This is a genomic window from Mucilaginibacter sp., from assembly GCF_965277465.1.
GTDB lineage: Bacteria > Bacteroidota > Bacteroidia > Sphingobacteriales > Sphingobacteriaceae > Mucilaginibacter.
Genome location: NZ_CBDICW010000001.1, coordinates 1,459,149 through 1,478,450, shown reverse-complemented (window position 1 = coordinate 1,478,450; position 19,302 = coordinate 1,459,149). Strand labels below are relative to the sequence as shown.

20 protein-coding genes are annotated in these 19,302 nt (G+C 41.6%); 12 read left to right on the top strand and 8 right to left on the bottom strand.

Annotated features, from left to right (window positions below; genetic code table 11):
* Both ACQY4U_RS06800 and ACQY4U_RS06795 read right to left on the bottom strand, forming a co-directional pair.
* Positions 1-900 (bottom strand): ABC transporter ATP-binding protein, encoded by a 900-nt coding sequence (locus ACQY4U_RS06800; protein WP_428328642.1) that lies wholly within the window; start codon positions 898-900, stop codon positions 1-3.
* The gene (locus ACQY4U_RS06795; protein WP_428328641.1) at positions 894-1,097 is read right to left on the bottom strand and encodes a hypothetical protein; all 204 of its coding nucleotides are present in this window, start codon (positions 1,095-1,097) and stop codon (positions 894-896) included. The genes ACQY4U_RS06800 and ACQY4U_RS06795 overlap by 7 nt, the downstream gene beginning before the upstream one ends.
* Before the next feature lie 202 nt (positions 1,098-1,299).
* Here ACQY4U_RS06795 and ACQY4U_RS06790 point away from each other — a divergent pair, with 202 nt between their 5' ends.
* Both ACQY4U_RS06790 and ACQY4U_RS06785 read left to right on the top strand, forming a co-directional pair.
* Positions 1,300-2,313: a sensor histidine kinase gene (locus ACQY4U_RS06790; protein WP_428328640.1), complete on the top strand. Its 1,014-nt coding sequence runs from the start codon at positions 1,300-1,302 to the stop codon at positions 2,311-2,313.
* 1 nt (position 2,314) lies between these two features.
* Positions 2,315-3,043, top strand: coding sequence for a LytR/AlgR family response regulator transcription factor (locus ACQY4U_RS06785; protein WP_428328639.1), 729 nt, complete (start codon positions 2,315-2,317; stop codon positions 3,041-3,043).
* An 18-nt stretch (positions 3,044-3,061) separates the two neighbouring features.
* On the opposite strand, the gene ACQY4U_RS06780 is transcribed toward ACQY4U_RS06785, so the two are convergent.
* The 3 genes from ACQY4U_RS06780 to ACQY4U_RS06770 all read right to left on the bottom strand — a co-directional run bounded on the left by ACQY4U_RS06780 (position 3,062) and on the right by ACQY4U_RS06770 (position 5,443).
* Positions 3,062-3,799 (bottom strand): lysophospholipid acyltransferase family protein, encoded by a 738-nt coding sequence (locus tag ACQY4U_RS06780; RefSeq protein ID WP_428328638.1) that lies wholly within the window; start codon positions 3,797-3,799, stop codon positions 3,062-3,064.
* A gap of 125 nt (positions 3,800-3,924) precedes the next feature.
* Positions 3,925-4,488, bottom strand: a complete 564-nt coding sequence (locus ACQY4U_RS06775; RefSeq protein WP_428328637.1) for an NUDIX domain-containing protein — start codon at positions 4,486-4,488, stop codon at positions 3,925-3,927.
* 82 nt (positions 4,489-4,570) lie between these two features.
* Positions 4,571-5,443 carry an alpha/beta hydrolase gene (locus tag ACQY4U_RS06770; RefSeq protein WP_428328636.1) on the bottom strand — a complete coding sequence of 291 codons (873 nt, stop codon included), beginning with the start codon at positions 5,441-5,443 and terminating at the stop codon, positions 4,571-4,573.
* 120 nt (positions 5,444-5,563) lie between these two features.
* On the opposite strand from ACQY4U_RS06770, the gene ACQY4U_RS06765 reads away from it, so the two are divergent.
* The 9 genes from ACQY4U_RS06765 to ACQY4U_RS06725 all read left to right on the top strand — a co-directional run bounded on the left by ACQY4U_RS06765 (position 5,564) and on the right by ACQY4U_RS06725 (position 14,803).
* Positions 5,564-6,271, top strand: coding sequence for an esterase family protein (locus tag ACQY4U_RS06765; protein WP_428328635.1), 708 nt, complete (start codon positions 5,564-5,566; stop codon positions 6,269-6,271).
* 37 nt (positions 6,272-6,308) lie between these two features.
* Positions 6,309-7,391, top strand: a complete 1,083-nt coding sequence (locus ACQY4U_RS06760; protein WP_428328634.1) for an ATP-grasp domain-containing protein — start codon at positions 6,309-6,311, stop codon at positions 7,389-7,391.
* Between the two features lie 3 nt (positions 7,392-7,394).
* Positions 7,395-7,865, top strand: coding sequence for a DUF4262 domain-containing protein (locus ACQY4U_RS06755; RefSeq protein WP_428328633.1), 471 nt, complete (start codon positions 7,395-7,397; stop codon positions 7,863-7,865).
* Between the two features lie 3 nt (positions 7,866-7,868).
* On the top strand, positions 7,869-8,972 hold the full coding sequence (locus tag ACQY4U_RS06750; protein WP_428328632.1) for a carboxylate-amine ligase: 1,104 nt from the start codon (positions 7,869-7,871) through the stop codon (positions 8,970-8,972).
* Positions 8,973-8,975: 3 nt separating this feature from the next.
* Positions 8,976-9,815: a type 1 glutamine amidotransferase gene (locus ACQY4U_RS06745; protein ID WP_428328631.1), complete on the top strand. Its 840-nt coding sequence runs from the start codon at positions 8,976-8,978 to the stop codon at positions 9,813-9,815.
* 51 nt (positions 9,816-9,866) lie between these two features.
* On the top strand, positions 9,867-10,757 hold the full coding sequence (locus ACQY4U_RS06740; protein WP_428328630.1) for a hypothetical protein: 891 nt from the start codon (positions 9,867-9,869) through the stop codon (positions 10,755-10,757).
* A complete protein-coding gene (locus ACQY4U_RS06735) occupies positions 10,715-11,062 on the top strand; it encodes a hypothetical protein (protein WP_428328629.1) in 348 nt (115 codons plus the stop codon). The genes ACQY4U_RS06740 and ACQY4U_RS06735 overlap by 43 nt, the downstream gene beginning before the upstream one ends.
* Positions 11,063-11,208: 146 nt before the next feature.
* The gene (locus ACQY4U_RS06730) at positions 11,209-11,370 is read left to right on the top strand and encodes a FeoB-associated Cys-rich membrane protein (RefSeq protein ID WP_428328628.1); all 162 of its coding nucleotides are present in this window, start codon (positions 11,209-11,211) and stop codon (positions 11,368-11,370) included.
* Positions 11,371-11,431: 61 nt separating this feature from the next.
* Complete coding sequence (locus ACQY4U_RS06725) at positions 11,432-14,803, top strand: glycosyltransferase (RefSeq protein WP_428328627.1); 3,372 nt, start codon at positions 11,432-11,434, stop codon at positions 14,801-14,803.
* A 185-nt stretch (positions 14,804-14,988) separates the two neighbouring features.
* Here the strand turns inward: ACQY4U_RS06725 and ispF are convergent, their stop codons facing one another.
* Positions 14,989-15,471 (bottom strand): 2-C-methyl-D-erythritol 2,4-cyclodiphosphate synthase, encoded by a 483-nt coding sequence (gene ispF / locus ACQY4U_RS06720; RefSeq protein WP_428328626.1) that lies wholly within the window; start codon positions 15,469-15,471, stop codon positions 14,989-14,991.
* Positions 15,468-16,652, bottom strand: coding sequence for a type IX secretion system outer membrane channel protein PorV (gene porV / locus ACQY4U_RS06715; protein ID WP_428328625.1), 1,185 nt, complete (start codon positions 16,650-16,652; stop codon positions 15,468-15,470). The genes ispF and porV overlap by 4 nt, the downstream gene beginning before the upstream one ends.
* Before the next feature lie 233 nt (positions 16,653-16,885).
* On the opposite strand from porV, the gene ACQY4U_RS06710 reads away from it, so the two are divergent.
* On the top strand, positions 16,886-18,589 hold the full coding sequence (locus ACQY4U_RS06710; RefSeq protein ID WP_428328624.1) for an SUMF1/EgtB/PvdO family nonheme iron enzyme: 1,704 nt from the start codon (positions 16,886-16,888) through the stop codon (positions 18,587-18,589).
* Between the two features lie 77 nt (positions 18,590-18,666).
* On the opposite strand, the gene ACQY4U_RS06705 is transcribed toward ACQY4U_RS06710, so the two are convergent.
* Entirely contained in the window at positions 18,667-19,164 is a 498-nt protein-coding gene (locus ACQY4U_RS06705) for a biotin/lipoyl-containing protein (protein ID WP_428328623.1), read from the bottom strand.
* Positions 19,165-19,302 lie beyond the last annotated feature (138 nt).

The following is a 19,302-nucleotide window of genomic DNA, read 5'->3' as shown; positions in this document are numbered from 1 at the left end:
TCAGGCTTTTTGTGTGATGGATAAAAACAGTTTTTCCAGGTCTTGCTGTTGTTTATTAATGCTATAAATGGTGTAGCCGTTTTGGTTAAGCAGCATATTGATCTCGCCCATGTTTTGTTTAGAGGTATATGGCAGGTATAAGTGATGATCATTAACCTCGGCAACACTAAAATTGCTGCGGGTTAAAAAGTTGGCGGCATCAACCGTGTTATCCGTTTCAATCTGGATCAAAGGCTTGCTTAGGGCCTCTAATTCGTTTATACTACCCTGAAACAATAATTCGCCATAATTAATAATGCCCACATGGGTAGCCATGCGCTGTATCTCGGCTAATAAGTGGCTGGAGATAAACACCGTTTTTTTATACTCGTGGGTCAGTTTTATCAACAGCTCCCTGATCTCAATAATACCGTTTGGATCAAGGCCGTTGGTAGGCTCATCCAATATCAGCAATTTAGGGTCCGAAAGCAGGGCAAGGGCAATACCCAAACGCTGTTTCATCCCTAACGAATACTGGCCTGCCTTTTTATGGGCAGCATCGGTTAAATGTACCAGGCCAAGCATTTCGGTAACACGCTTTTCAGGCAGTTGCAATAGCAAAGCCCTGTTCATTAAATTTTCTTTCCCGGTAAGATGCAGGTATATGGCAGGCTGCTCAATCAATGAGCCAATTTGCGAAAGGATCTCTATCCGGTTTCCTTTCAGTTCTTTATCAAAAATATGAATGCTGCCCTCCTGCGTTTGAAGCAGGTTGAGCAGCAATTTTATGGTAGTGGTTTTTCCGGCTCCGTTTGGCCCTAAAAAGCCGTAAATACTCCCTTCAGGTACCTGTAACGATAATGATTTAACAACCGTTTGGTTGCCGAAGGTAAAGGTTAGTCCTTGAGTACTAATTACCATACTTTTTCTTTAGCTATAGCACAAACTGTTTTTACCAAACTAACACTTTTATAAAAAAGTGAAGTGGCGTGTACTGTGGTACCAACTACAGCATTCCCTTTTTGGTGCAACTGGTAACTTACGCCCATTATAAGCGCAAATAATACCGGTAACAGTAGTAACATAAAAGGATTTGAGTTTTTGATGAGCGTTTTCATTGTGATTGCTTTTGATGATACAAAGGAATATCAAAAAAATGAGCCGCTAAAAACATTTAGACCAACACACGGGATTTATAGATGAACGGTATTATACCTATAAGCACCGGTTCGTCGGATATTTTAGCCAGTTCATCGATAAAAGCATGTGCTATATATAAAATATAAGCTACAGCGCTATCTAAATATTACTTTAGGAGGGATGAAACTACGCTGGCAAATATTCTGGCATCTATTTTTTTGGGCTATCGCCGTTTCCTTCCTGATATTTATTGCGCACGATGATTCAAAAATATCAGCCAATGATATACTCGTGCTGTTTGTATTATATCCAATAATCAACATCGGCTTGTTCTACCTCAATTACCTGGTATTTATTCCCCGGTTTTTAGACAAAAAGAAATACAGTATTTATGCTATTGCCATAGTTAGCTCGCTCATCATATTCGGCCTGGGTAAATACGGTCTCGCGGTTGTATTTAAGGAATATATTTTAATGCGCACCAAAGGGCATATTGTTGGTTTTCTGTCTTACTTTTTAAGCACCATATTTACCAGCCTTATATTTTTATTTTTAAGTACAGCGCTGAAATTTACAGCAGACTGGTTTTTGAATGAACGCATCCAGCGCGATTTAGAGAACCAGCGTTTAAGTGCCGAACTTGCCTTTTTAAAATCGCAGATCAATCCCCACTTTTTATTTAACTCGCTCAACAGTATATACTCGCTGGCCTACCAGCGGTCTGAAACTACACCCGAGGCTATCCTTAAGCTGTCAGAAATTATGCGCTACATGCTGTATGAGTGTAATGATAACAAGGTTGACCTCGCTAAAGAACTGCAATACCTGCATAACTATATTGATCTGCAAAAAATAAGGTTTAGTAATAAGGCGTATATTGATTATAAGGTTGATGGTGCTATAGCAAGCCAGCAAATTGTACCTTTATTATTGATCGCCTTTATTGAAAATGCCTTTAAACATGGCGTGGCCAATGATCCACTTACCCCTATCCGTTTGCTGATTGATGTGGATGCCGAAAATTTGCATTTTTACATACAAAATAAAAAACACACCAATAACCGCGATCCTGCCGGTGGTATTGGTTTAAATAATGTAAAACGCAGGCTTGATTTGCTGTATCCGCATAAATATAATTTAGATATTCGCGATGAAGCAGATACTTATACTGTTGAATTATCTTTAGTTTTATAGCATGATCAGATGCCTTATTGTTGATGACGAGCCGCTGGCATTGCATATACTGGAAGACTATATATCAAAGATTCCGTTTTTGCAATTAATTAAGGCTACAACAAACCCTATTGAAGCACTTACACTTGTACAGGAAAAAGGCATTGACCTTGTTTTTCTGGACGTGCAGATGCCAGAACTTACCGGCATACAATTTTTACGTATAGCCAACGGCAAGGCAAAGGTTATTTTAACCACCGCATATCCGCAATATGCGTTGGAGGGATATGATCTTGATGTGATTGATTACCTGCTTAAACCCATTGCATTTGAACGCTTTTTTAAATCGGTACAAAAGGCGCAGGCGGTGTTACAACCCGCAGCAGCACCTTTACAACCAGAAGCACCGCAGCAACCCAAACAGGATTTTTTAAGCGACTTTATTTTTGTTAAAACCGAACATAAAATTCAAAAGGTTTACCTGAACGATATTTTGTTTATTGAAGGATTGAAGGATTATATCTCCATTTTTACCCCTGTGGAGCGGATTATTACGCTGCAGAATATGAAGAAGATGGAAGATGCCCTGCCTGCCAAAAACTTCACCCGGGTACATAAATCGTACATCGTATCCATCAATAAAATAGATAGTATTGAACGCAGCCGCATTTTTATAGGCGAAAAAGTGATCCCCGTAGGCGATACTTACCGCGAAGAGTTTTTCAAGATCATCGACGGAAAAAATATATAAGCCTTATTTATAGGATTATTAGGCTTGTCCTAATGCTTTTTTAATCCGGTTTTCAGCTTCCTTAACCACATCTTCAACAGGTATGCCTGCAGGTTCAATGGGTTCAAGCACATCCCAGGTAGCACGGGTAAAGGTATTGAGTGGATAATATCCCCAGCGGTTTAATTTCCAAGAGTTATTGATAGCTATAGGCACAATTAAGGCTTCGGGGCATTTCTTTAATATAGTTGCTATCCCACCAACAAGGAAAGGCTTCACTATCCCATCCTTTGATCGGGTTCCCTCCGGGAATATCACTGCCGACCATTTGTTTTCTTTCATCCTCACGGCCAGCTTCACTATTTCGGTAATGGATTGCCTGGAATCATTCCTGTCGATATTGGCGCCGCCGCCATATTTTAAATTATAAGATATGGATGGAATGCCCTTGGTAAGCTCAATTTTTGAAATGAATTTGGCGTGATACTTACGCAGGTAATAAATAAGCGGGGGTATATCGGCCAGGCTTTGGTGATTGGCCATAAAAATTATAGGTCGGCCAATAGGTAAGTGTTGTTTATTGGTAAAAACAACGCTGTTACCGGTCAGGTAAAAAGTGCTGAACAAAAACCAGTTCAATACGTCAACCACTTTTTTGTGTGCCGAATAGCCAAAAAACCTATAGCTGATCCATTGCAGTGGCTGAAAAATGATCAGCACTAAAAAAAATGCAATAATGGTTAGCGGCGATAAAATATACCCGAAAAACTTTCTCATAAAGGACTCAAATTTAGTTTTTTTCCGGAATATGAAATAGATGCAGAGGGCTGATTTTATTAAAAATGCTGAGAAATTTAATAAATTTTAAAACTACAATGTGGCAATTTGAACCAGTTTAGCACTTAACCCAGTTTATTCTCCAACAGCAGCAGCTTTACTTTTAAAACGGCAGCAACGGTCATTGAATCTGTTATTTCGCCCTTGCAAACCATTTTATAAACCGTTTCAAAAGGCACCTTATTAACTATCAGTTGCTCGGTATCTTCCGGCTCAGCTTCAAACTGCTGCATATCGCGGGCTAAATAAATTATGCTAAGCTCGTCGCTTACTGAGTTGGATAAGTGCATGCGCAAAAGTTCGGTCCAGCTTTGTGCTTTGAGGCCTGTTTCTTCTAATAGTTCCCGTTTGGCCGAATCAACGGGGTCAACGCCTAAAGCGCCACCCCCCTCGGGCATCTCCCAGCTATACTGGTTTAATGCAAAACGATATTGGCCAACTAAGTAGGTATTGAGTTCGGCATCCAGCGGAAAAACACCGATGGCTATGTTTTTAAAATGCACCTTACCATAAATGCCCGGGTTGCCCGATGGATTGGTAACCTGGTACTCCGTCAAATTAATCCACGGGTTATCGTAAATAACTTTCTCCGCATTAATTTGCCAGGGATTTTCTTCGGGATGCTGCATGTAATAGTGGCTTGTTTTTTATTAATGACAATTACCATCAACAAATGGTTCATCATCAAAAACTAAAACTACGAAATAGTACTTACCTGCCAAATGCCCAAATCAAAAACTTAGGCATTGCTTTGGCCCATGTTTCGGTATTATGACTGCCGCCAACCATTTCAAGGTATTGCACATCAGCCGGGCGGGTAAAGCCCTTTTGCTCCAGTTCTTTTATCAGGTCGATGGTATCATCTATCGAATCAATGATCCCGTTCTTATTGCGGTCGCTGGCTTCATCCTTTGTACCGGTTTGCAGCCAGATCTTTAAATCAGGTTTAACCCTGCTTTCCCTGATAATGCTGTGCATAATACGGTCGGCATCCGTATATCCTTTGGCCAAATCCTTGCTCCTCCACCAAAACGAGCCTGAAAATACACCCACTTTATTAAATAACTGCGAATTGTTCCACGCTATATCCAAAGCCGATAATCCACCTAAAGAGAAACCAGCAAAGGCCGTTGATTCAAAATTTGATAAAGCGGTAAGTTTGGCAATGGCAGGTAATAGCTCTGTAGTAATAAAGGTGCTATAAAGATCGGCCTTTGCACCGCGCTTTTTAAAATCAGGTCTTCCGGCTGTGCCGTATTCCTGTAAGCGGTCTTCATCAGCATGTAAAGCAACAACTAATACCGGTTTTATCCGGTTGTTGCGCATCAGGTTATATAAAGTATCTTTAAGCTGAAGGCTGGCGGTTTCCTGCCCATCGTTCAGTAATAATAAATTCAGTGGTTCGGCAATATCACTTTCTTCGGGCATCAGCAATGTGCAAACCATATCACGGTTCAACGCTTCAGATCGTATAGTAATTGTCTTTTCTGCTATCGTGATCTCCATCTCCGTCAAATTCCAGTACATCTCGTTTTCATTAATTAAGGGCGCAAAAATAAGCTTATCCTTTAATTTATTTGTCATGGAATAATTATTTACGCAAACAGCATCATGCTATTACGCCGCCTATCAATTTCTTTATCACACAGTTGTCTTTTTCAATCAAACCACTTAACTTACCATCACAATTAAATCAAACCTGTTTTGACAGAAAAATATCACCGCTGGTACTCCCCCAATTTAAACATGGACGTGGAAATGTTGGTTTTTGGCGACCGCGGTTACCCGGTGATCCTTTTCCCAACCACAAAGGGCCGTTATTATCAAAATAAGGACATGGGCCTTATTGACAGCGTAAAATGGTTTATTGACCAGGGCCTGGTGAAGATCTATTGCCCGGATACGATTGATGGCCTGAGCTGGTACGATAAAGGTATCCACCCGGCAGACCGTGCGCGCAACTACGCCTGGTACGATAAAATGCTGGTTGATGAGCTTGCGCCGTGGGCCATGCACGAAACGGGGGTAAACAAAATTGTTACCGCCGGTTGCAGCTTTGGCGGTTACCATGCCGCAAACTTTGCCTTTAAGCATCCTGAAAAGGTTTCAAACCTGTTTACTATGGGTGGCGCTTTTGATATAAAGATGTTTACCGATGGCTATTACGATGATAACATTTTTTATAACAACCCGGTTGATTACCTGCCCGGCAGCAATCAGCACGAGCTTTGGCAAATGAATATCATCCTCGGTACATCGGATTATGATATTTGTAAAGATTATAACATCCAGCTTTCAAACATTCTGAAGCAAAAACATATTAATCATTGGTTGGACATCCGCCCGTTTGCCAGGCACGACTGGCCCATATGGAAGGAAATGTTCCCGCATTATTTATCAACTATTAAATAGAACAAGAATAACCACACTTCTATAATATCAACTACCCATGAAAAAAATAGGCATCTTATTCGGACAGGAAAATTCGTTCCCACAAGCATTTGTAGACCGGATAAATCAAAAGGCAGAGAAAAACATAAGTGCAGAATTTGTACGCATTGACAAGGTGATGCAAGCCGAACCGCTTGACTATGCCGTAATAGTCGACCGTATATCGCAGGATGTTCCCTTTTACCGGGCAACCTTAAAAAATGCGGCTATTTGCGGTACGGCGGTTATCAATAATCCATTTTGGTGGAGCGCTGACGAAAAATTTTTTAACAATGCCCTGGCTGTTAAAATTGGTGTGCCTGTACCCAAAACGGTGATACTGCCATCAAAAGACCTGCCGGATGATACGACCGACCGCTCTTTCCGTAACCTGGCCTATCCTTTGGATTGGGATGGAATATTTAAGTATGTAGGTTTCCCGGCCTATATGAAACCCTTTGACGGCGGTGGTTGGAAAGAGGTTTACCAGATAAACAGCCTGGATGATTTGTGGGATAAATACAACCAAACCAAGCAATATGTAATGATGCTGCAGGAAGAGATTGTTTTTGAAGACTATTTTCGCTGTTACTGCATTGGCGGCAAGCATGTGCGCATTATGCAGTATGAGCCGCGCAATCCGCATCACCTGCGTTATGAGCATGGCAAAGCCCCAGCCGCTAAAAAATTATTAGAAACCGTAAAGAACTACGTAATAAAACTGAACAAGTATTTAGGATATGATTTTAATACGGTTGAGTTTGCTATCCGCGATGGGATACCTTATGCCATTGACTTTTGCAACCCCGCCCCCGATGCCGAAGTAACCAGCGTTGGCCAGGATAATTTTGAATGGGTGGTTGAAACCGCTGCCGATTATGCCATTGAGCGTGCTAAAAAGCAAAAGGATAATGCCGATAATTTAACATGGGGCGAGTTTGTAAAAACCGGGGCAGCAAAAGAGCACCTGTTATCGTCAGAAAAAAAGGTGGAGAAGAAGGCTGAGAAAAAAGAAGTAAGCGCCGGATTAATTGACCACGAGATAGCGGCAGAAGAAGAAACCAAAAAAGTGGTGAAGAGTAAAAAGGCTGTTAAAAAATAATTTATGGCCGAAGAAAAGCTTGATGACGGGGATAAAAAACTGCTAAGTGATATTGAAAAATATGGCGTTCATATTGTTCATATTTTGGCTGATGAAGAAAACCCACCCTTTGGCTTTTCAGTAGGATTATTTAAAAATTACAATCACCCCGAAATAATAATGGCGGGGCTAAAACGCGAGTTGATTCATTCTTTAATAAATGATATGGCGGCTGACATTAAGAATGGAAAAATATTTACGCCATACAGTTATTACAATGATATTATTGATGGGTTTGGATGCTACTTTATTGAAGTTGATAAATCCAATTACAGAAAATATATGGGTTACGCCAGTTGGTATTACAATGGAAGCAACTTCCCAGTAGTGCAATGCATATATCCTACTACAAAAGGAATTTATCCGTGGCAAAAGGAATGGCCCGAAAACTTAAAAATGCTGCAACCATTATTAGGTCCAGTTAATCAAAACTAAACTATGGCTACAAACGAGTTTACCTTAGGTGTTGAAGAGGAGTTTATGGTGATTGACCCTGTGAGCAGGGAGCTAAAATCGCACGAGCAAAAAATTGTGGATAGTGCCCAAAAAATTCACGAAGACCAGGTAAAGGCCGAAATGCACCAGGCCGTGGTTGAAGTAGGCACACAGATATGCCGCAATACGGACGAAGCCCGTAAAGAGGTAGGCAAACTACGGGGTACCGTAGCGCAATTAGCGGGCGATATCGGCTTGCGTATTGGTGCAGCAGGCACACACCCGTTTTCGCACTGGCAGCATCAGCTTATTACGGATCATCCCCGGTATTTTGAAATTGTGGATGAGTTGCAGGAAGCCGCCCGATCCAACCTTATTTTTGGCTTGCATGTGCACGTGGGCATCCAATCGCGCGATATGGCTATCCATATTGCCAACCAGGTAAGGTATTTTTTGCCACACGTGTATGCCTTATCAACCAACTCACCATTTTGGGAGGGGCGAAATACGGGGTATAAATCATTCCGCACCAAGGTTTTTGATAAATTTCCGCGTACCGGCATCCCCGATTATTTTAACAGCATTGAAGATTACGATAATTATGTAAAGCTGCTGGTAAAAACAAATTGCATTGATAATGCCAAAAAAATATGGTGGGACATCCGGGTGCACCCGTTTTTTGAAACCATTGAGTTCCGCATTTGCGATTGCCCCATGCTGATTGATGAAACCATGACCTTTGTGGCCCTGTTTCAATGCCTTTGTGCCAAGCTTTACAAGCTTCGCCAGCAAAACATGAAGTTTATTACCTATAACCGCGCCCTTATTAACGAAAATAAATGGAGAGCCGCCCGTTACGGCATTGATGGTAAAATGATTGATTTTGGCAAGGAGCTTGAAGTAAATACAAGATCGCTGATATTAGAGCTGTTGGATTTTGTGGATGATGTGGTTGATGAATTAGGTTGCCGCCAGGATCTGCAATATGTACACAAAATACTGGAACACGGCACCGGTGCCGACAGGCAGCTGGCCGTTTATCAGCAAAATAACAGCTTTTTGGATGTAGTTGACTATATTACATCACAAACGTTAAAGGGGATTTAGTAAATGACGATACAAACAGATAAACAGCCGGTAAAAGTAGCCATCCTTGATTTGTATAATGGGATTGATAATGAAGGTATGCGTGGTTTCAGGGAGATACTGGAACGCTACAAGGTTAAAAACAATCTGAATTTAAGTTACCAGCTTTTTGATGTGCGCAAAAAGGTTGAAGTGCCGGGAACCGACTTTGATATTTATATTTCGAGCGGCGGGCCGGGGAGCCCTATTGACAGCGAGGGTACAGAATGGGAAAAAAAATATTTCAACCTGATAGATAAGTTAGAAGATCATAACCTATCTGCCACATCTCAAAAAAAACATGGCTTTTTTGTTTGCCACTCCTTTCAGCTAATGTGCCGCAAGTATAAATTAGGTGATATAAATATGCGCAAATCGGCCTCCTTTGGTGTTTTGCCTGTTAACCAAACCCATATTGGTAAACACGAGCCTGTATTTGAGGGCCTGGCCGATCCGTTTTATGCGGTTGACTCCCGCCTATGGCAGGTAATCCATCCTAACGAAAAACGCTTTATGGACCTGGGCATGCAATTGCTGGCCATTGAAAAAGAAAGACCCTATATTGATCTGCCGCGGGCAATGATGGCCATCCGTTTCAGCGATTACTTTTTCTCAACCCAGTTTCACCCAGAGGCTGATGCCAGCGGTGTTAAATCTATGCTGCTAAGGGACGAAAAAAAGCAGGAAGTAGTGAGCGAGCATGGCTTGGATAAATACAATGAGATGCTTGAACGCCTGGAAGATCCTGACAAAATAACGCATACACAAAACACCATGATCCCTAATTTCCTGGATCAGGCCGTGTTGAGTTTACAGGATGCATAGCCCATTTGTATAAAGGCAGTTAGCAACCGGAGAAGCTATTAATTTTATATTATGATACCATCCACCAGGAAAACATACAACGCTAATTTCTCTGCAGAAAAGTATGCCCTTTTTTTGGAGAATATAAACAAAGGCCAGCATAACCCGGTTGCCTTTCGCGTGGCCGAAACCCCCGTTTTTTTAACAGCCGATTTCAGGGACAAGCTGATCAGTGCAGGCAATAATATTATTGACACCATACTCCAGCCAAATTTTAAGGAATTTACGGAGCGTGCCATCCCGGCCAAATGGTATGTTGCCGGCGAAAATGACCATCCGCACTTTATCGCGCTCGATTTTGGGGTTTGTACAGACGAAGTAGGCCATATTGTACCCAAGCTGATAGAGTTACAGGGCTTCCCATCACTTTATGGTTTCCAGGTGAGCCTTGCTGATAATTTCAGGGAAACATTCGATATTCCGGATGATCTGACCGTTTACTTCGGCGGCCTGGATAAAGATGCCTATATCCAACTGCTGAAAGAAACCATTGTAGGCCCTTATGAGCCGCATGAAGTTGTTTTAATGGATGTTAATGCACCAGACCAAAAAACAGCCATTGATTTTTATTTAACCGAAAAATATATCGGCACCCCGGTTATTTCTTTAAGTGACCTGGAACAGGAAGGCAACCAGCTTTTTTACCGCCTAAACGGCGAAAAGAAACTAATTAAGCGCATTTACAACCGGTTAATTTTTGATGAGATAGCCGCTGACCCCGACATATTTAACAAAGTAGTTGATATAAGGCAGCCATTTGATGTGGAGTGGATAACCCACCCAAACTGGTTTTACCGCATCAGCAAGTTTACCATGCCCTTTTTAAAAGGCGATTATATCCCAAAACACAGTTCCTGCATTTGCGGAATGAGATACCTGCCGATCTGGAAAATTATGTTTTAAAACCCCTGTTCTCGTTTGCCGGGCAGGGCGTTATCATCGATGTAAAAAAAGAAGACATCCAAAACATTAAAGACCCTGAAAACTGGATATTACAACAAAAAGTAAATTATGAACCTGTTGTGCAGGCCCCCGATGGGGGTGTAAAAGTTGAGATCAGGCTGCTTTACCTTTGGCCCAATGGCGATGAAAAGCCAACTTTAGCCATTAACCTGGCCCGCTTAAGTAAAGGTAAAATGATTGGCGTTAGGTATAATAAAGATTTTGAATGGGTTGGCGGCACAATTGCTTTTATGCCCTGCAAATAGCCATTTAAGGTATCAAACTCAATGATGCCACCTTAATTAGCACTATAAGCTATAAACCTGGCACCTAAGGTTCAACACTATACATTAAACTTTATACTATTTAACTTGTCTGTACGTATATATATAAATTGTATTAAATTTGTGACGTGAATATCCAGGTAATTATAATAGCAATCCTATTTGCAGCAGCAGTGTTTTATGTTGGCAGGCTTATTTATAAAAGTTTGTTCGTAAAAAAAGGCTGCGGTAGCAACTGCAAATGCGGAGTTGATTTTTCGGCCATTGATGCCGCAAAATCAAACAAATAACAATAAAAAACCACTTAATAAACCTTTATATCATAACAACACCTCATTTTAAAAGATTTTAATGGCCGATAAACAGGTTTTTCAAACTGATACCCCGGGTAGATGGATTCGTTTTAAGTGGCTTAGCCGCGCGCTTATTATTGTGCTGGTTTGCAGCGTAGTTGCTGCTGCTATAACGGTAACATCCAAACAATACCCCAGCTTACCAAACTTAAACCCTGCCCCTAAAAAACTTACCAAAGAGGAGCTTGACCAGTTAAAAAAATCAAAAAAATATAAGGATTTTAGTATTGACAAGGAAGAAATCCAGAAACTGGCCCGTACACGCCATTTACACCAGCTAAAGCATCCTAATAATAAAGATCGCATCAATGCCGCCTTTTACCGTGCATGGGAGCCACAGGCCTATAATTCGCTTGTTGACCATATTGCCCGTTTGGATATGGTGGTGAGCGAGGGTTTATACATTGCGCCAAAAAGAGATACCATTGTTGCCAATGTTGATACCGGGCTGATCAATATCAACAAAAAATATAAAAAGCCAGTATTGATGTCGTTATCCAATTATGTTAATTATAACAACATAACCGGTGGGTACGACAGTAAGGATGTTGAACGCATCATCAAAAATAAAAAGCTGCGTATTGGTTTTATAAACAGCATTGCGCGTCAGTTAACCCGTTTCAAGTTTCAGGGCGTTAATCTTGATTTTGACGATATCAGAGATCGTAACAGCAAAAACTACATCACTTTTGAAAACGACCTGTACAGCATTTTACATGCCCAGGGCTTTTTGGTTACCCAAAACGTAGTGCCTAATGATGACCAGTTCGACTTAAAGCGCTTACAGCATGTAAACGACTTCTTATTTGTAATGGCGATTGATCAGCACAACGATGGCAGTAATGCCGGCGATCTTTCAAATCAGCACTGGGTTGAACAGATATTGGATGATGTTTGCTCGCAGATCCCGAGCGAAAAGGTAATACTAACCGTTGCCGGCGGTGCTTATGACTGGCCCGAAAACAGCGTTGGTAAACCAATAGGTTATCCGCAGGCCATCAGTGTTGCGCAGGAAAACAAAAGCAAGATCATTTTTGATAAAAACTCGGCTAACCTGCACTACAATTATTTTGATGACGACAGCCTAAAACACACCGTTTATTTTACGGATGCAGCTACCAACTTCAACATTATCCGCATGGCGGATGATTGGGCAACGGGTGGTGTGGCACTTTGGCGCCTCGGCTTTGAAGACCCGCGCTTGTGGACTTTCTTCCAAAAGAATTTATCTATCGACTCTTTGAAAAAAACAGGGATCGACATCAGGAGATTAACCACCGTAGGTTTAAATAATAAGATTGATTATGATGGTGAAGGCGAAGTGCTGGATCTGATCACTACCCCTACTACCGGGCAGATCAATGTAGCGATGGATACCACCAATTTTGTGATCACCGATCAGCAATATATCAAGCTGCCTACAAAATATGTGATCAGGAAATATGGTTATGCTCCTAAAAAGATTGTTTTAACCTTTGATGACGGCCCCGACCCGGATTATACCCCGCGTATTTTAGATATATTAAAGAAGGAGCATGTGCCTGCCGCCTTCTTTGTAGTGGGTTCAATGGCCGAAAAAAATATCCCGATCCTTCGCCGCGAATTTGATGAAGGTTATGAGATTGGGAACCATACGTTTTTCCACCCTGATATTTCAACCGTAAGTTTGCAAAGAGTAAACCTGGAGCTTAATGCTACCCGTAAGCTGATTGAATCGGTAACCGGGCGCAGCACCATATTATTCAGGCCGCCCTTCAATGCCGATGCAGAGCCACAAACCCTTGCCGAGGTTATTCCAGTGGCCGAAAGCCGCAAGCAAAGCTATATCAATATTGGTGAATCCATTGACCCATGGGACTGGCAGCCCGGCGTAACTGCCGATAGTATTATAGCCCGCGTTATAAAACAAAAGGATGCAGGCTCCATGCTGTTACTGCACGATGCCGGTGGCGATACCCGCGAGGAAACGGTAAAGGCACTGCCAGAGATTATCCATTTCTTTAAAACTCACGGCTATACCTTTACTACCATAGCCGATGTATTGGGCAAAACCAAAGCCGACCTGATGCCGCCGATAAAAGATGACGCCAACTCAGGTATTTTAGGCTCGCTGTATAACTTACTGATCCAGTTTTATTTTTATGGCAACTGGTTTTTATTGTACCTGTTTTTATCGGCCATATTCCTGGCTGTTGGCCGTGTAATACTTATAGGGATACTTGCGGTAAGGCAATACGCCGAAGACAAGAAGATTAACCGCGCAGTAGTGGATAAATCAACCATGCCGGCAGTAAGTATTATTGTACCGGGCTATAATGAGGAAATAACAGCCATAAAAACCATTGAAAGTTTATTAAAAACAGAATATCCGATATTCGAGATCATTTTTGTGGATGATGGCTCAAAAGACAAAACATTTGATTTAGTTAATGATGCATTTGGCCATCACCCGGCGGTACAGGTGCTTACCAAACCAAATGGCGGTAAGGCATCAGCATTAAACTTTGGGATCAGCCATGCACAATACGAGTATGTGATTTGTATTGATGCGGATACCCAGCTAAAAAACGATGCCATTTACCACCTGATGACCTACTTTACTGATGAGGAAATTGGTGCCGTTGCAGGTACGGTTAAGGTAGGTAATGAAAACAATATGATCACCCGCTGGCAATCTATCGAGTACATTACGGCCCAGAATATGGACCGCCGTGCATTCGATCTGATCAATAGCATTACGGTGGTTCCGGGGGCTATAGGTGCCTTTCGCAAATCGGCCATATACAAGGCAGGCGGCTTTACTTATGATACCCTGGCCGAGGATTGTGACCTTACCATGCGCATTTTAAAGCAAGGCTACATCGTTAAAAACTGTGCCGAAGCCATTGCCTATACCGAAGCGCCCGAAACATTGAATGGCCTGCTGAAACAGCGTTTCCGCTGGAGCTTTGGGGTTATCCAAAGTTTCTGGAAAAACAAGGATGCCCTGTTTAACAAAAAATATAAGTTTTTCGGTATGCTGGGCATGCCAAACATATTGCTGTTCCAGATCATATTGCCGTTATTCTCTCCTTTGGCCGATCTGATCATGATCATTGGCCTGTTTGGTGATAAACCGGGAAAGATATTGTTTTACTATGCAGCCTTTGTACTGATAGATTTTGTGGTAGCTATTATTGCTTTCTGGATGCAGAAAGAGGATTATAAAAAGCTGATCTACATTATACCGCAGCGTTTTATATGGCGCCAGCTAATGTATTACGTACTGTTTAAATCGTTCAGGAAAGCCTTGAAGGGTGAACTAAGCGGTTGGGGAGCATTAAAACGGACAGGTAACGTGGTGATCAAAAAGGATGTTCCGGTAGCGTAGTTGAATTTTCAATTCCCTTTGCCATATATGGCAAAGGGAATTATCCAGCGAGGTTGGATTAGTAGATGCTGAGCATACATTTCTAACGGGTGGCATACCTATGGCATGCAATAACCTCTAATATTGTTAGCTACCGATATTGGGCATCTAAGGAGCCAATATCAATATTGAGTTAATACAGCGCTTTAAATTTTCTCAATCAAACAAACGGCATAGGCAACTATACCTTCCTCGCGTCCTATAAAGCCAAGCTTTTCGTTCGTAGTCGCTTTAATGGAAATATCATCAGCATCAATACCCGCTGCTTCAGCAATATTAATTTGCATAGCCGGGATATGCGGGTTTATCTTGGGTGCTTCCAGGCAAACCATAGCATCAATATTACCAATCTGCCAGCCTTTTTCCTTAAGCAGTACGATCACGTGTTGCAATAAGATCAGGCTACTGATACCGCGCCATAGTTCGTCGGTATTTGAAAAGTGAAAGCCTATATCGCGAAGGTTGGCAGCCCCAAGCAGGGCATCACAAATGGCATGTAACAATACATCAGCATCCGAATGGCCAAAGGCCCCAGCATGATGATCTAAATTAACGCCCCCTAAAACAAACGGATGATTCTCTCTTAACTGGTGTACATCAAACCCAAATCCTACCCTAATTTTACTCATTGCCTTTTATATACATTTTTGTCGCCACCAAAGCTGGCACTTAGCGTAAAACGTAAGGTATTAGCCAAGCCGCTGTTTTGCTGACGGGCAGCAAGATAAGAAAAGTCGAAAGTAAAATCATTGTATTTAAAACCAACACCCGTGGTAAGGTAGTGCGCACCGCCATTATTATTGGCATTTTGGTAAAAATAACCAACCCTCAAGGCAAACAGCTTATTGTACCAATACTCTAACCCGGGCGAAAGCGTTATCTGCTGCAACTCCTGGCTCCCACCATTAGGAGCATCGGTAAATGAACCAAAAATACCAGCCGGAACAGATACATTATCGTCTTTACCTTTTATAATATTGCCATTAGCATCCCTGATAGGGGGCGTTGGCACCAATAGTTTATTCAGATCAAGCGCAAAAGTTAGCTCATTATAATCATCAAGGTTCCATGTATTGGCTACCCCAATTTTCAGGTTGGCAGGTAAAAAGTATTTAGGGCCATTATCGCTGTAGCTGATCTTTGAACCGATATTGGAAATATTTGTACCGAATGAAAAGGTTGCATCCGTACCAAACTCCTGCATTTGCTTGGTGTAAAACATAGATACTCCCGCCGAAATAGCATTACCTGCCTTTGAGGTTGAACCACCCGAGCTACCTGAAAAGGAAGAACTCGAAAAGCTGGAATGGATATAGCCAACGGTTAAGCCCAAAGAAAAATCATCCCCGAATTTACGGGCGAATGATCCGTTCAGGGAAAACTCATTCGGTGTATAAGTACCCAGGTTATTCTGCTGATCATCCGTAAGTTGAATTGAGCCATAATTAAAATAGCGCAACGAAGCGCCAATGGTGTTACGATCATCGATTTTGTGTGCATAGCTTAAGTACGACAGGCTTATATCCGGCACTAACTGGCGCAGCCAGGGGCTATAAGAGATGGATACATTATCGTTAGTTTCTAAAAAAGCCAATTTTGAAGGGTTCCAGTAATTTGCATTTACATCAGGCGAGATGGCGACACCTGCATCCCCCATTGCGCCGGAGCGGGAATCGGGTGTTAGATTTAAAAAGGGAACTTCGGTATTTGGGATAACAATTGTGTTAGCTCCCGATGTTTGTGAAAAGCCTAAAAAGGGGATTAACAGGGCAATACAAAAAACAATAATTATAGTATATAAAAACCTCATTGGTGCAAATTAGTCGTATTTTTTCAAGTAATAAATATATGCTTATTGCCTGTTAATACGTATATGTTTCAAAATAAGTTTTCCACCAGAAAAAATGAGTACATTGTAACAAATTGATAAAAAAACGCGTAAAAAGGGCTGTAAAAGTTTAACTTCTTTAAAAGATTTGGGTTAAAAAATTAGCATTTTTGGCAAAATTTATTAAATTTACCCTTTAAAATAACTGTAAAAATATGAAAGTACTTTTTACTAAAACTGCAATAGTGCTGGTGGGCTTAGGCGTAGTATTGAGCAGCTGCAGTAAACATCAGCAATCTGAAAAGACTGGGATTACTTATAACGACAAAAACACTGGTGGTTATGAGCGTTTCAGGCAAACACACCCTTCACCGGGTCCGGGCCTTATCCCTATTGAGGGCGGTACCTTTGTGGTGGGCGGTAGTGCAGATCAGGATGTTACCTATGATTATAACAATGTTCGCCGCAGGGTGACAGTGCCTTCATTTTATATGGATGAAACTGAGGTTGCTAACCAGGACTGGCTGGATTACCTGCACTGGATAAGCGTAACCTATCCGCAGGATCATGAATTGTATTACAATGCTTTGCCCGATACTTTGGTATGGCGTAAACCATTATCATACAATGAGCCCTATGTTGATAACTATTTAAGGCACCCGGCCTTTCAGGATTACCCGGTTGTGGGTGTAACCTGGGATCAGGCACGTGACTACTGTACCTGGAGAACCGACCGTACCAACGAAAATATTTTACGTGAAACAGGCAGAATGGTAGCCTGGAAAGACGAAAGCGGCAACAGCAAGGCTAAAGGCAAAAATGCGGCCCCTGCTCCTGCCAATAAAGATCCTTTCAATACCGACATTTACCTTAACGGCCAATATAAAGGCGCAGGTATTGACGGTAAAAATATGGTTAAGGATTTAAGCCCGAATGCCAAACCTGCTACAGGTGCTAATGGTAAAGGCAGTAAAGTTCCGGTTCGCCCTGTGCGTTTGGAAGATGGTATCCTGAAACAGGCTTACCGTTTACCATCAGAAGCGGAGTGGGAATATGCTGCTTTAGCTTTAATTGGTAATACCCAATTTGAAAACATCGACGATAATAAAGTATACCCATGGAACGGCTTAGGCGTTAGATCGGCCAAGAAAGCTACCCGCGGTATGATATTAGCCAACTTTAAACGTGGCTTGGGTGATAACGCCGGTGTGGGTGGTTATTTGAATGATAAGGCAGATATTACTGCTCCTGTACGTTCATTCCCGCCGAATGATTTTGGTTTATACCAGATGGCAGGTAACGTGAACGAGTGGGTTGAGGATACTTACCGCCAAACATCGTTTGAAGAGTTTGATGATTTTAACCCTTTCCGTGGTAACGAATTTACAAATAAACGTTTATCAGATCCTTCAAAAGGGTTATATGCTAAAGATAAGTATGGCCGCCCTATCAAGGATCCATCAGTATCAAACAAAAAACTTAAATACAGCGAATTAGTAGCGATGCAACAGGCACAGGCTAACGGAACTGACCCTGCTGCTGCTGTTGCTGCCGTACGGTCTGCCGAAGCCGGTAAAACTGGTGCTGCTATTGCCCCGGGTGGTGCTGCTAATAAAAACGACCTTGCAGGTAAAGCATTTAATGCCGATTACCGCGGTTATAATGACACGGTTACTACTTCACTATACGGTAAAACATCTTTGGTGAGCGATCACTCAAAGGTTTACAAAGGTGGTTCATGGAATGATATGGCTTTTTGGTTAAACCCTGCTGCCCGCCGCTTTATGAATGATGATGATGCAAGTGCCGAAGTTGGTTTCCGTTGTGCAATGACCTTAGTTGGTGCACCGGAAGTTCATCCGGAAGGAAAGCCACACTTTAGCGTTAAAAAGCAAAAAAGCTTTAAAGCAAAACAGTAATTATAACTTTAAGTAAATACGAAAGGCCCTGAATTATCAGGGCCTTTTTTTGTGTATATATTTTTTATGATGAGTGGTTAAAACATCATTAAAACCTGGCCCTTTTCTACCTTATCACCCGGCTTTATTTTAACTGTTTTAACGGTAACATCAGCCGGCGCTTTGATAATGTTCTCCATTTTCATGGCTTCCAGCACAAACAGGTTATCACCTTTTTTAATTTCTTCTCCTTCGGTAACAAATACTTTAAGTACCATTCCAGGCATTGGGGCCTTAACATCGCTTACCTTGGTTGCATTTAAACTGCTCAAACCCATCTTATCCAGCAAAACATCAAACTGATCTTTAGCCGTAACTTTATAAATATGGTTGTTTACTTTAATTTCGGCAGTTTTCTCATCGCTGTTAAAGTTCACCACCTCCACATTATATGATTGCAGTTCATTTATAATATGCCACGATGAAGCATTTAACTGCTGAATATCGGGCCGCAAAACAACACCGTTAACGGTAAGCTCATCCCCTTTTTTATCGATCTCAAAATTATAATCGCTGTTTACTTTTACCTGGTACATGCTTATCGGATTGGTTTGCGTTTTAACAATATTAGGTTAAAATATTTATGTTCCGCACAAATTAATAAAATCAACGCTTATTATGAAAGGTTTACAGGAAGATATATAAATCAGGATTTGACAAGCATGCAGAAGCAA

What these genes read in the sequence shown, in the direction of transcription:
- ACQY4U_RS06800 (WP_428328642.1), bottom strand. Translation starts at nt 900, where the DNA reads ATGGTAATTAGTACTCAAGGACTAACCTTTACCTTCGGCAACCAAACG.
- ACQY4U_RS06795 (WP_428328641.1), bottom strand. Translation starts at nt 1,097, where the DNA reads ATGAAAACGCTCATCAAAAACTCAAATCCTTTTATGTTACTACTGTTA.
- ACQY4U_RS06790 (WP_428328640.1), top strand. Translation starts at nt 1,300, where the DNA reads ATGAAACTACGCTGGCAAATATTCTGGCATCTATTTTTTTGGGCTATC.
- ACQY4U_RS06785 (WP_428328639.1), top strand. Translation starts at nt 2,315, where the DNA reads ATGATCAGATGCCTTATTGTTGATGACGAGCCGCTGGCATTGCATATA.
- ACQY4U_RS06780 (WP_428328638.1), bottom strand. Translation starts at nt 3,799, where the DNA reads ATGAGAAAGTTTTTCGGGTATATTTTATCGCCGCTAACCATTATTGCA.
- ACQY4U_RS06775 (WP_428328637.1), bottom strand. Translation starts at nt 4,488, where the DNA reads ATGCAGCATCCCGAAGAAAATCCCTGGCAAATTAATGCGGAGAAAGTT.
- ACQY4U_RS06770 (WP_428328636.1), bottom strand. Translation starts at nt 5,443, where the DNA reads ATGACAAATAAATTAAAGGATAAGCTTATTTTTGCGCCCTTAATTAAT.
- ACQY4U_RS06760 (WP_428328634.1), top strand. Translation starts at nt 6,309, where the DNA reads ATGAAAAAAATAGGCATCTTATTCGGACAGGAAAATTCGTTCCCACAA.
- ACQY4U_RS06755 (WP_428328633.1), top strand. Translation starts at nt 7,395, where the DNA reads ATGGCCGAAGAAAAGCTTGATGACGGGGATAAAAAACTGCTAAGTGAT.
- ACQY4U_RS06750 (WP_428328632.1), top strand. Translation starts at nt 7,869, where the DNA reads ATGGCTACAAACGAGTTTACCTTAGGTGTTGAAGAGGAGTTTATGGTG.
- ACQY4U_RS06745 (WP_428328631.1), top strand. Translation starts at nt 8,976, where the DNA reads ATGACGATACAAACAGATAAACAGCCGGTAAAAGTAGCCATCCTTGAT.
- ACQY4U_RS06740 (WP_428328630.1), top strand. Translation starts at nt 9,867, where the DNA reads ATGATACCATCCACCAGGAAAACATACAACGCTAATTTCTCTGCAGAA.
- ACQY4U_RS06725 (WP_428328627.1), top strand. Translation starts at nt 11,432, where the DNA reads ATGGCCGATAAACAGGTTTTTCAAACTGATACCCCGGGTAGATGGATT.
- ispF (WP_428328626.1), bottom strand. Translation starts at nt 15,471, where the DNA reads ATGAGTAAAATTAGGGTAGGATTTGGGTTTGATGTACACCAGTTAAGA.
- porV (WP_428328625.1), bottom strand. Translation starts at nt 16,652, where the DNA reads ATGAGGTTTTTATATACTATAATTATTGTTTTTTGTATTGCCCTGTTA.
- ACQY4U_RS06710 (WP_428328624.1), top strand. Translation starts at nt 16,886, where the DNA reads ATGAAAGTACTTTTTACTAAAACTGCAATAGTGCTGGTGGGCTTAGGC.
- ACQY4U_RS06705 (WP_428328623.1), bottom strand. Translation starts at nt 19,164, where the DNA reads ATGTACCAGGTAAAAGTAAACAGCGATTATAATTTTGAGATCGATAAA.